The following is an 11989-nucleotide window of genomic DNA, read 5'->3' as shown; positions in this document are numbered from 1 at the left end:
TTTAGGTTGATTTTATTAAAAGTATACTTGCTCCCATAGGCTTTATTTCAATAGTATCAGCAGTCATATTATTAATAGGCAGCTGTTTTTGAACTAATGAAAAAAAACGCCAATTAACTGTTAAATTGGAAATTTTAATTTTACTATGACGAGTTTGGTATTCAATTTCTCCAGCAGAAAATTGATCTAATAGTCGTCCTTTTAAATGATGAATTTTAAGGGTGCCGGGAAGATAAAAACGACTCAATTGAATTACCGCATACAATCCTGGCGTAGTTGAGATAAAAAAAGCAAGCGCGCAAACCAAACAAATTAATGCGATTAAGCAACTGAAAAATCCTCTTTTGAGTAGTTTAATTAGAGTCATAAGTCTGGTCCCATATTGATAACTAATCTTGGATTGTGTCCTGCTCTTTCCAGGTGGTTATTGACTGCTTGCGCTAATCCCACTTTAATTGGCCCAATAGGAGAAACCCACATGAGTCCGCCGCCAATATCGTATTGAATATCCTTCAATGAAGGATTATAAACATCTCCCGCATCATAAAAACCGACAAAATACCAGTCTTTTTTGAATTCTTTTTGAATTTCAAAGCCTCCATAGGTGATAATTTTTCCTGGGCCAATAGAATTAAAACTGTAAGCTTTAAGATTATCAGTTCCCCCCAAGAGCAATGCCAGAGACAGTGGCAACTGATTAATATTATTTATGGCAGTAATACCTTGAATAGTGTGTCCATAAAGACGCAGGTGCAGAAAGTCTAGTGTTAGTGCTGCCTTGGCATCCAAAGAAAGTTGTCCAAAACTCAGATAAGAGAAAGTTTCCTTATTAGATCCCAGTGCATTAAAAGTAATATTATACCCAGAAGGTGAAAACAATAGGTTCTTTCTCTTGCTCAATGTGATGCTTGCTTTAGGGTATAACAAGAATTGGTAAGTGTTAGGTTGTTGTGAGTAATGAAAACTTTCATAGAGAGCATTAAGCGAAAGGGCTTTTTGGAATCGATCGACGTTATGTAATTGACTAAATGACAGGAGAGTAGCATTACTATAACCGGCGTTGTAGTTTAAATTAGAGAAATTACCGGTAAGTGCATATTGATCAGTAACAGGGTTTTTCCCGGGTATTACATATTGGGCTTGCAGGGTGTTCTGTCTGAAAGATCCTTGAGCTACTGCATTAAATTTGTGCCCTTGACGATTAACAGGTATTACGTAAAGAGCTGCTTTTCCGCGCATGCCTGTGTCTGTTCCATAACCAAGACCGAATGAGTAGGAGTATTTAGGTATGGGTTGCAAATTAACAATAACAGGTACTGTCTGTGACTCTGTGATTTGAGGTTTTACTAATACAGAATTAAAATAGCCACTATTTGATAAAAAATCATTCAACTTTAAGACTTGATCTGTGGCATAAGGTTGCCCAGGATGAAATGGTACAAAACGATGTAATAGCTCAGGAGAAATATAAGTTGGATTAAATTGTATTTGGCCAAAATAATATTGCGGCCCTGTATCAAAAATTAAGGTGATTTGAGCCGATTTTTTCTGCTCATCTACTAATATTTCAGACTTTTTAAATGCCCCATGTAAATACCCCAAGTTTTCAGAGCTATTAATAATGTTTTGTTTTGCTTGCTCATATTTTTCTGAAAACAGTGGGTCTCCAATATGTAATGGGAGCTCTTTTAGCGTTTTTTGTAATAAGGGGCTTTGTGCTCCTTCGCCTGTCAGTTCGGTTTTAATGGAGATAATATGGATTTGAGGCCCAGGTTGAACGTTTATTATACTTTTATTGTTGAGGCTATTTATGCTGATTTTTGCTTCGAAATATCCAAAAGGTTGGATAGCTTTAATAATTTGGTCTTGGAGCTCTGTTTGTTTAAACTGATTCAGAGGCTTAGTTTGCTCCAATTCCTTTAAACGCGTTTCTATATTAGAGAGAATTTTCCCCTGTACACCATAAATTACAAAGGATGCTGTTTTTTTGCTTTGGCCAAATAGGGGAAAACATAAAATGATTAGTATGATGAAATATGCGAACCTATTCATGTAACAACTATGCTAGCTTATACTTTCTGTAGTCTCCATGTGTTTTAACTTATAAATCAAATCCAGTGCTTCTTTGGCAGTTAATTTGTCTGGATCGATTTTTTTTAATTCCGTTAAAATTGGAGAGACAGGAAGTTTTGTCATGTGAGTTTGTACTATCACAGGTTTAGTATCTTGTATACTATCTAAGTGTTCATGAGCCAACTTTAGTACTTCTTTAGGTATACCGGCCAACTCTGCAACTTCCAAACCGTAACTACGATTCGCGGAACCTTCTTCAACGCGATATAAGAAAATAATTTGTCCTGTATTTAGGGAGGCTTGTAAATGCACATTACGAATGCAGGGGAATTCATTTGGCAATTGGGTTAATTCCAAGTAGTGGGTAGAAAATAAAGTATAAGCTTTGATTGTTGATGCAAGAAAGGCGCAGCTAGCATAAGCTAAAGCCATTCCATCGTAAGTACTGGTGCCACGACCAATTTCATCGATTAATACGAGACTTTGGCTAGTTGCTTGCCTTAAGATTTGAGCTGTTTCAGTCATCTCCACCATAAACGTAGAGCGTCCTGATGACAAATCGTCACTGGCGCCAATGCGTGTGAAAATTCGATCCAGAGGGCCAAATAGAGCTTCTTTTGCAGGCACGAAACTTCCAATATGAGCTAGTAATACTATTAAAGCTGTTTGCCGCATATAAGTCGATTTACCGCCCATATTGGGTCCGGTTATTAATAAAATATTTTGATTTGGCTTAAGCTCCAAATCATTAGCAATAAATCTCTCTTGTAATAAGGGTTCAATGATCGGGTGTCGACCGGCTTGGATCATAATGCCTGATTCAGGGACAAGACTTGGGCAATTCCAGTTTAAACTTTGAGCTCGCTCAGCAAGAGTTACCAACACATCTAATTGAGCTAATGATTTTGCAAGGGCTGATAAACTGGGTATGTATTGCTGAATTTCTTCAAGTAAATTGTCGTATAACCATTTTTCCCGAGCCAATGCTTTTGTTTGCGCGGAAAGTATTTTATCTTCAAACAACTTAAGCTCGGGGGTAATATAACGCTCTACGTTTTTTAAAGTTTGCTTTCTATGGTAATGAGGAGGAGCATTTTCTGCTTGTGTTTTTGAAATCTCGATATAAAAACCTTGAACACTATTGTAGCCTAGTTTTAGAGTAGATAGTCCCGTACGATTTTTTTCGTCTTGCTCAAGTTTTACCAAGGTTTCATGAGCATTACTGCTCAAATTTCGCAATTCATCCAGTTCTTCATCAAAGCCAGAAGCAATTACTCCCCCATCTCGGATTAACATAGGAGGGTTATCAACAATAGCTGTTTCAAGCAATTGTTGGAGGGGAGGGAATGGACTAATTTGTGTCCTGATTTCTTTAATCAATAAGGTTTGGTTTTCTTGTAATGCGTCATGAACCGTTGGAAGCAATATTAAAGTTTGTAATAAAGAAACCAAATCACGGGGGCGTGCTGACTTTAAGGCGATACGCGATACGATGCGCTCTATGTCTGTGCATTGTTTGAGAAGTTGATGCAGTGCAACATCCTGTTGAAAAGAAATAATTTCTTTAATGGCTTGTTGTCTTGTTTTAATGGCCTGGTGCTGTTTTAAAGGTTTACCTACCCAGCGTTTAAGTAAACGACTTCCCATGGCACAAGCGGTTTTATCCAACACAGAAAGTAAACAGTGTTCACTACCTCCTTGTATGTTCTCAAAAAGCTCCAAATGTTTTTGGGTTGAGGCATCCAGTTGCAGGTAATCTTCAAACCTCTCAAGAGTGAGAGTAGTAAGATGCGGTAATGACTGTTTTTGCGTCGTTTTTAAATAAGCGAGCAAAGCACCAGCGGCAATCAGTGCAGTTGGATAATCTTGTTCGCCAAAGGCAGAGAGATCTCTTACTGAAAATTGTTCACATAGTAATTTATGGGCATTGTTTGTATTAAATTCCCATCCTGGCCTGAGTTTTATAGGAAAATTAGAGCAAAATGCCGGAAGAGAAGTGGATTCTTGTAAAAGGATTTCTGCTGGTTGTAGGCGTACTAATTCGGCATTGAGCTGATGTTCCTCAGTTAATTCCTGTAAATGAAAACGACCCCCACTTAAGTCAACCCATGCAATCCCAATTTTTCGTTTTTGGCTGTGTATGGCTAACAAAATATTATCTTTCCTGGCATCCATCAGTGCTTCGTCAGTTATTGTGCCAGGAGTAATAATTCGTGTCACTTGCCTTTCTACAGGCCCTTTGCTAGTAGCTGGTCACCAATTTGTTCGCAGATGGCTACCGATTCCCCTTTTTTCAATAATCTGGCCAAGTAGTTTTCTACTGCATGATAAGGGACACCTGCCATAGGGATAGGTTTATCTGCGGATTGTCCTCTATGAGTGAGCGTTAAATCAAGGAGTTGTGATGCTCGTTTGGCATCATCAAAAAATAATTCATAAAAATCACCCATGCGATAAAACAAAAGCATGTCTGGATAATCTGATTTGATGCGCAAATACTGCTGCATCATAGGCGTGTGAGCGGTAGCCATAGTGATTGATTTAAATAAGATTGGCCCAATTTTAACAAAAGTGTTGTAGGAAGTCAGGTTTTTGGTGGTATATTTCTTCCTTGCTTTTCCAGGAACTATTTATTTTCGTTGAAAAATTTGCAAAATACTCTAAATTTGCCACAATGATAATTAAGCACTGCTTTGTGTTATTTAATTCAACATAGTGCAGGAAAATGGAAATTTTATTTTTAAGTTCAGAAGATAAGTTCTTCACTTAATAAGAATATTTGCTAGAATTAATGTGATATTAAATAAAATAAAATAGGGAGAGTTATTATGAATCGTTTAGCTATGATTGCTTCTGCTAGTTGTTTGGCATTGTTTTTAACAGGCTGTGGTGAAGGCTCTAAACCAGTGGATACCAATCAACAGCAACAGCAGCAACAACAACCCACCGATCAGCAACAACAAGGTGGAAATACTGGAACTACAACTCAACCTTCTACTGAAGGCCAAAGTCAATAAGATTGATTCCAGCTTATTTATATTGAATTCTCAGGAAAACCCCATCGTTTATGGGGTTTTTTATTAGGTGAAATACATGAATCATTTCCCTGCATTAGTTGAAAATATCGCCTCGCATTTAAAAAGGAACAAATGGCAATTAGTGACTGCAGAATCTTGTACAGGAGGCTTAATTTCAAGTTATCTTACAGAAATACCTGGAAGTTCTCTTTGGTTTGAGCGTGGTTTTGTTACCTACAGTAATTTAGCTAAAGAAGAAATGTTGTCTGTTGCTCACGAGCTGATACAAACCATGGGGCAGTGAGTGAAGAAGTAGCATTGGCCATGGCTGTTGGTGCATTACAACATAGTATGGGACATATTGCAGTATCAGTCACTGGTATTGCTGGCCCGGAAGGAGGAAGTATTGAAAAACCAGTCGGTACAGTATGTTTTGCTTGGGTTGTTCGTAATCAATACCAACAAACTTCGAGACAGCAATTGGCTGGAAGTCGTCAAGAGATACGTTTGGGTGCCTGCTTATATGCCTTAAACGGGGTTCTTTCTATTCTTAAAAAAATCTGTGGTGAGCAAAGTTCATAAAAGCATCTATTTTGTATCAAATTCCTGCTTTGCCATTCGGTTAATAAAAAAAGCAATAAATCTCTTGCATAAGCAGTGTGTTTTGTTTTATAGCTGTACTTGCAAGTATTTCTGTTGTGCTTATTTATGTATGCCAATTCTGAATTTTTGAAATATTTGCGTCTTGCTTAAAACTAAATCTAAAGATTATGCAAGAAATGGAATAAGTTGTGTTTAGTTAGAATAATAATAGGGAAAAATATGAGTCAACATACCGAGTTGTTTGAATTTTTAAGCGAACTAATTGATATCCAAATTAAAAAATATGTCGAGCTCGCTAAACGAAAAGTAGTAGAAGATGCGTTAATCAATGCTGATCTTGTATCTGAAGAAGTTAATGAATTACTGGTATTAGCAGAACAGGTATTAAAAGAGATAGAGAATAATGAAAAGTCTGATTCATCTGATTCAATAGATCGTATCCTTGATCAAGTGAAATTTTATCTAGAACAAGAGCATTTGCGATCTTATGCGGAATGGTTACTTATTAAAAATGATTCTCAAGACACAGTCTACTATCGAACTGGGGCACAATTACGTCGGCTTGGAGAGATTAAAAGGTTCGCCAGTGAAGAGTATTCACAGCCAATTACTCACATTCAGCAGCAGTGTCAACATGATAGCGTTCAAATAATTCATTCTATTTTAGCTTTGGCAATACAGTTAAGGGAAAATCCAGATATGGAGCTTGATAAAAGCATACCTGCTGATGCCCAAGTTGTATTAAGGAGAAATGCGACTACCCGATATATTGAGTTTAAAGATACGATGGGTAGGTGGCACCAAAGCAGTGAAGATTTTTTACAAGAATCTACTCTGAAATTTTCCGATACTGAGTTGTTATTTGAGCCTGCACGGAAGCGAGCAATGCAACATGAATCTCAATTAGAATACTTGCGAAGCCGTTACCAAAGCATCAAATCACCCTCTCAATCGGAAGAGGTAGAGGGTGATGAAATGGTTTCAGAAGAAAAGGATTATTCAGCTGAGGTTCCAGAGCGAAAGTCCGTTTTTTCATCGACTAACTTATTATTCTTTGGTGGAGTGGCCTTAGCTGCGGTCATCTTTCTACCTAGATTATTGTCTCAGTTTAAAGTAAATAGATTGTAATACAGTTCAACGAAAGGCCTTGATTTCTGTGCTCCCTTGTTCAGAAATTAAGGCTTCTAGCGAAATATCAATAGACTCCATAAATTAATTGAGTTAGATAATACTTAATTTAAGAGTGCCTAACGATTACTGTTTACTGCCCGCTCACATCTGTGTGATAATTTTCTTCTTGCACACATTACAATCTGGAATAAACTATGGAAGAGAATAAACAAAAAGCACTATCGGCTGCGCTTTTACAAATTGAGCGTCAATTTGGCAAAGGTTCCGTGATGCGTATGGGCGATAGTACGGTATCACGAGATATTGAAGCAATATCTACTGGCTCATTAGGTCTTGATATTGCTTTAGGAATTGGTGGTTTGCCGAAAGGCCGTATTGTGGAAATTTATGGTCCTGAATCCTCAGGAAAAACCACATTAACACTGCAAGTGATTGCGGAATGCCAGAAAATGGGGGGTACGGCAGCATTCATAGATGCTGAACATGCTTTGGATCCAAGTTATGCCCAGAAATTAGGGGTTAAGGTAGATGAGCTTTTAGTTTCTCAACCCGATACTGGTGAGCAAGCACTGGAAATAACCGATATGCTGGTTCGTTCTGCTGCTGTAGATGTTGTGATAATTGACTCAGTGGCTGCATTAACTCCCAAAGCAGAAATCGAAGGAGAAATGGGAGATTCTCACGTAGGTTTACAAGCTCGTCTTATGTCACAAGCGTTACGTAAATTGACTGCGAATATCAAGCGTTCCAATACATTGGTCATTTTTATTAATCAGATCCGTATGAAAATTGGTGTCATGTTCGGCAGTCCGGAAACCACGACAGGTGGTAATGCTTTGAAATTTTATGCTTCAGTTCGTCTGGATATTCGTCGCATTGGCTCAATTAAAAAAGGCGAAGAAATATTAGGCAGTGAAACACGAGTTAAAGTAGTTAAGAACAAGGTAGCACCACCATTTAAGGTCACCGAGTTCGATATCTTATATAATGAAGGCATATCTCGTGAGAGTGAAATTATCAATTTAGGTGTTCAATTAAACCTAATAGAAAAAGCAGGAGCTTGGTATAGCTATAAACAGGAAAAAATTGGTCAAGGCAAAGATAATGCTCGATTGTATTTGAAAGAAAATCCTCAAGTAGCTGCAGAAATTGAACAACAAATTCGCACGGAAATGTTGGAAAAAAACTTGCCTATGTTGAATAGTTCGTCAGAAGATATTTTTGAGACTATAGATGACTAAAGCATTCGATAGCGCTTTGCGCCTGCTAAGCAGGCGCGACCATAGCGCTATGGAGTTGTGTAATAAACTAAAACAAAAGGGATTTAGTTCTAAGGATGTCCAGGATGTGTTGGAAGAATGCCAACGCCTTGGGTATCAAAATGATAGTCGCTTTGCAGAGAGCTATATCAGATCGAGAATTCACCAAGGTTACGGACCCTTAAAGATTACGCAAGAATTAAAAAATAAAGGATTGGCCCCTGATTTGATTCAGAGCGCCTTGCAGCAAGAGAAAAATAATTGGTTTGATTATGCCTTACAAGCGTGGCAGAAAAAATTTAAAGGACAGGATGAACTCTCATTTAGTGAAATACAAAAACAACAGAGATTTTTACTATATCGTGGGTTCGATAGGGATATTGTTTCAAAGGTATTTAAAGAGATTAAATCTGTTTATTCACGTTAATTAACTCAACTGGTAAGTAGTAAAATGAAAAGTTCTGAAATTAGACAAGCTTTCCTTGATTATTTTGTCCAGCGTGGGCATCAACTAGTGGCGTCCAGTTCTTTGATTCCTTCTAATGATCCCACCTTATTATTCACTAATGCGGGCATGGTGCAATTCAAGGATCTTTTTTTGGGACTTGAAACCCGTTCTTATCAGCGTGCTGTGACAGCACAGCGTTGTGTTCGCGCAGGTGGTAAACACAATGATTTGGAAAATGTAGGATATACTGCAAGACACCATACCTTTTTTGAGATGTTAGGTAATTTTAGCTTTGGCGATTATTTTAAACGAGAGGCCATTCAATATGCCTGGGAGTTTTTAACAAAGGTTTTGCGCATACCAACAGAACGGTTGTGGGTTACTGTTTATAAGGGTGATCTGGAAGCAGAAGAGATTTGGCTGAAAGAAATGAAAGTATCTCCCGAGCGATTTTCTCGCTGTGGGGAAAAAGATAATTTTTGGTCTATGGGTGACACAGGTCCTTGCGGTCCTTGTACAGAAATTTTTTACGATCATGGCTCTGAGGTAGCTGGTGGTCCTCCTGGTAGTCCAGATGAGGATGGGGATCGTTACATAGAAATATGGAATCTGGTATTCATGCAGTTTAACAGAGATAGGGAAGGGTATTTGCATCCTTTGCCCAAACCTTCTGTCGATACTGGTATGGGATTGGAGCGGCTTGCTGCAGTGATACAGGGTGTTCATAGTAATTATGAGATTGACAGCTTCCAATATTTGATTAAGGCAATAGCAAAACTGGGATATGGTATTGATTTAAACCATGCTTCATTAAAAGTTATTGCAGACCATATTCGTTCCTGCTCTTTTTTAATAACTGATGGAGTTTTGCCAAGCAATGAAGGCCGGGGATATGTATTAAGAAGAATTATTCGCAGGGCAATCAGGCATGGTAATAAATTAGGTTTGCCTAGCCCATTTTTTTATAAACTTGTCCAGCCCTTAACTGATGTGATGGGGGATGCTTACCCTGAATTGGTTAATTCTAAGACTCATATAGAGAAAATTCTATTACAAGAAGAAAATCAGTTTGCTCGTACCTTAGAACAAGGTTTACGCTTACTGCAAGAGCATATTAAAAACCTGAAAGGTAAGGAATTGTCAGGGCAGGTGGCATTTAAATTATATGACACTTACGGTTTTCCTATCGATTTAACTGCGGATATTGTTCGTGAGCAAGAGTTGCATGTTGATATGGATGAGTTTAATCAATTGATGCAACAACAAAGAGAGTTGTCCCTGGCTGCGAGTCAATTTACCACCGATTATCATGCTGCCTCCCAACTGGAACATCAGTCAGAGTTTCACGGATATGAAAAAGAAGCGATGGAAGCAAAAATTATTGGATTGCTTCAAGAAGGCCATGAAGTGAAATCCATCAGCAAAGGAGTAAAAAGTGCTGTGATTCTTAATCATACTCCATTTTATGCAGAAAGTGGTGGCCAAGTAGGCGATAAGGGATTGCTTTCAGGGAAAGGATTTTCTTTCCGAGTAGATGATACTCAAAAAATAGGTCAAGCCATTGTTCATTATGGAGAAGTCACTGAAGGCGAGTTGAATCTTAATTTGCCGGTACATGCTCAGGTCGATAATGCCAGACGAGATGCCATTCGCTTGAATCATACCGCAACCCATTTATTGCATGCAGCTTTAAAAAAAGTAGTGGGGCAGCATGTTCAGCAACGTGGTTCTTTGGTTGACGCTGAACGAGCACGCTTTGATTTTTCCCATTTTGAGGCACTAACCCCTCAGCAAATTCAAGAAGTGGAAGAAATAGTCAATGAACAAGTCAGAGCTAACAATGAAGTGACAACGCAAGTGATGGATATTGAGTCCGCTAAACAAAGTGGTGCTGTCGCTCTATTTGGTGAAAAATACGCTGATGCCGTACGCGTATTATCTATGGGACATTTCTCTAAGGAACTGTGCGGAGGAACCCATGCAAGGCGTACAGGGGATATAGGTTTATTTAAGATCATAGCGGAATATGGCATTGCTAGTGGGGTTAGGCGAGTTGAGATGGTTACTGGTTCTTATGCGTTAGCTTGGGTTAATGAGCAATTAGGGCTTATAAACAAACTTGCTGCCACACTTAAAACGACACCAACTAACCTGCAGGAAAAAGTTTCTCAATTATTACTTGATAGTAAAAATCAGGAAAAAACGATTGCAAAACTTTTAGGTGAAAAAGTGCAAAAGTCTGGGGCAGATATTCTTAGTGAAGTAGAGCAAGTTAATGGTGTTAACTTTTTAGTAAAACAGCTAGAAGGTGTGGATAATCAAACCATGCGCAATACTATGGATCAGTTAAAATCAAGAATTGATTCAGGGGTACTGATATTATTTACTGTTGATCAAGATAAAATGAATGTGATTGCCGGGGTAAGTAAAAATATTTTAGATAAAGTGCCAAGTGCTGCTCAACTAGTAAGACATCTTTGCGGTAAGGGAGGTGGTCGCGATGATATGGCTCAGGGAGGAGGAGTTGTTCCTGATAATTTGAACAGTAAGATTGAAGAAATAAGAAAAATGATTGAGAACTCATAGATATTTTGATTAATTTTACAACAATTATCTGTGGATTTGCTATACTATTAACACTGACTCACTAACGAGCACTATGATGAATGAGCTATTGAATTTAATTGCTGTAATAGTGGTTTTTGGTGTAGGTCTCTGGTTAATTAATGTTTTTATACCTATGCCTGGGGCCATTAAAAGTCTTTTAAATATATTTGTATTAATTATTTTAATAATTTATATCTTGCAGTTTTTTGGGCTAATAAAAACAATATTACCTATGATTAGAATCTTAAAGTGACTGTTTGCTACGACAGTATTAATTCATGCATTTTTTACAAATTGCAGTAACTTTGGATTTCCTGCCTATCCTCTCATAGCTGCAACCCAGGTTAGCTGCAGCTTTGAGTGTTCTTCATATATATAAATTTTAAAGAAGTTGGATAGCCTGGATGGATAATACGAATAAAAATCAATTGCAGTAGCACTATAATAATATATAGAGAGAGTTAAATTAGATTTAGATATAGAGTTAAAATTAAGTAGGGCTATGAGTAGTAATGAAAGCCAATGCCTCTATGAAGCTCGAATTAGAATAGAGGACGTGATTATTTTCAAAGTTGCTGGAAATGATACTAATGGTTTAAAAGTTTTATTAAGTGCGAAGTGTGAATTAGAAAAATCAGGTGCAGAAGGGGAAATTATAGAAATTAGCACGGGAGAAATAATCTATCGTTGTCGTAAACAAACGACAATAGATGAATAGATCGCGTATTGTGTTAGTTATTTGAGCTAAGAAACAAAACCATTTTTTCTAGAATTATTTTTCTTTTGGCGCAATAGTAACACAATTCCTTCCTGCCTGTTTCGATTGATAAAGAGCTCTGTCAGCAGCTTCT

Annotated in this window: 9 protein-coding genes and 2 pseudogenes; 8 read left to right on the top strand and 3 right to left on the bottom strand. The window is 37.7% G+C overall.

The genetic code is table 11. From position 1 onward, the window contains the following. Position 1: 1 nt before the first annotated feature. From OK13_RS15100 to mutS, 3 genes and pseudogenes are all read right to left on the bottom strand, one after another. Entirely contained in the window at positions 2-367 is a 366-nt protein-coding gene (locus OK13_RS15100) for a hypothetical protein (RefSeq protein ID WP_035888038.1), read from the bottom strand. After that, entirely contained in the window at positions 364-2052 is a 1689-nt protein-coding gene (locus tag OK13_RS04295; RefSeq protein ID WP_035888036.1) for an autotransporter assembly complex protein TamA, read from the bottom strand. The genes OK13_RS15100 and OK13_RS04295 overlap by 4 nt, the downstream gene beginning before the upstream one ends. Positions 2053-2064: 12 nt before the next feature. Next, positions 2065-4604, bottom strand: a pseudogene (gene mutS / locus OK13_RS04290) (DNA mismatch repair protein MutS). A 297-nt stretch (positions 4605-4901) separates the two neighbouring features. Between mutS and OK13_RS04285 the strand changes: the two are divergent. The 8 genes and pseudogenes from OK13_RS04285 (at position 4902) to OK13_RS04250 (ending at position 11856) form a co-directional block, all read left to right on the top strand. Further along, positions 4902-5090, top strand: a complete 189-nt coding sequence (locus OK13_RS04285; RefSeq protein WP_035888034.1) for an EexN family lipoprotein — start codon at positions 4902-4904, stop codon at positions 5088-5090. Between the two features lie 76 nt (positions 5091-5166). Further along, a pseudogene (locus OK13_RS04280) lies at positions 5167-5672 on the top strand (CinA family protein). 240 nt (positions 5673-5912) lie between these two features. Beyond that, positions 5913-6821: a hypothetical protein gene (locus tag OK13_RS04275; protein WP_035888031.1), complete on the top strand. Its 909-nt coding sequence runs from the start codon at positions 5913-5915 to the stop codon at positions 6819-6821. Between the two features lie 197 nt (positions 6822-7018). After that, complete coding sequence (gene recA / locus OK13_RS04270; RefSeq protein ID WP_035888029.1) at positions 7019-8065, top strand: recombinase RecA; 1047 nt, start codon at positions 7019-7021, stop codon at positions 8063-8065. Then, positions 8058-8510: a recombination regulator RecX gene (gene recX, locus OK13_RS04265; RefSeq protein ID WP_035888026.1), complete on the top strand. Its 453-nt coding sequence runs from the start codon at positions 8058-8060 to the stop codon at positions 8508-8510. The genes recA and recX overlap by 8 nt, the downstream gene beginning before the upstream one ends. A gap of 24 nt (positions 8511-8534) precedes the next feature. Beyond that, complete coding sequence (alaS, locus tag OK13_RS04260) at positions 8535-11117, top strand: alanine--tRNA ligase (protein ID WP_035888023.1); 2583 nt, start codon at positions 8535-8537, stop codon at positions 11115-11117. Between the two features lie 76 nt (positions 11118-11193). Continuing rightward, positions 11194-11391: a Thivi_2564 family membrane protein gene (locus tag OK13_RS15095; protein ID WP_035888021.1), complete on the top strand. Its 198-nt coding sequence runs from the start codon at positions 11194-11196 to the stop codon at positions 11389-11391. Positions 11392-11640: 249 nt separating this feature from the next. Beyond that, entirely contained in the window at positions 11641-11856 is a 216-nt protein-coding gene (locus OK13_RS04250) for a hypothetical protein (RefSeq protein ID WP_035888019.1), read from the top strand. The last annotated feature ends 133 nt before the right edge of the window (positions 11857-11989 follow it).

The organism is Legionella norrlandica (assembly GCF_000770585.1).
Lineage (GTDB): Bacteria > Pseudomonadota > Gammaproteobacteria > Legionellales > Legionellaceae > Legionella > Legionella norrlandica.
Note: the sequence above shows the minus strand (reverse complement) of the source record. Positions and strands in the feature narration are given on the sequence as shown.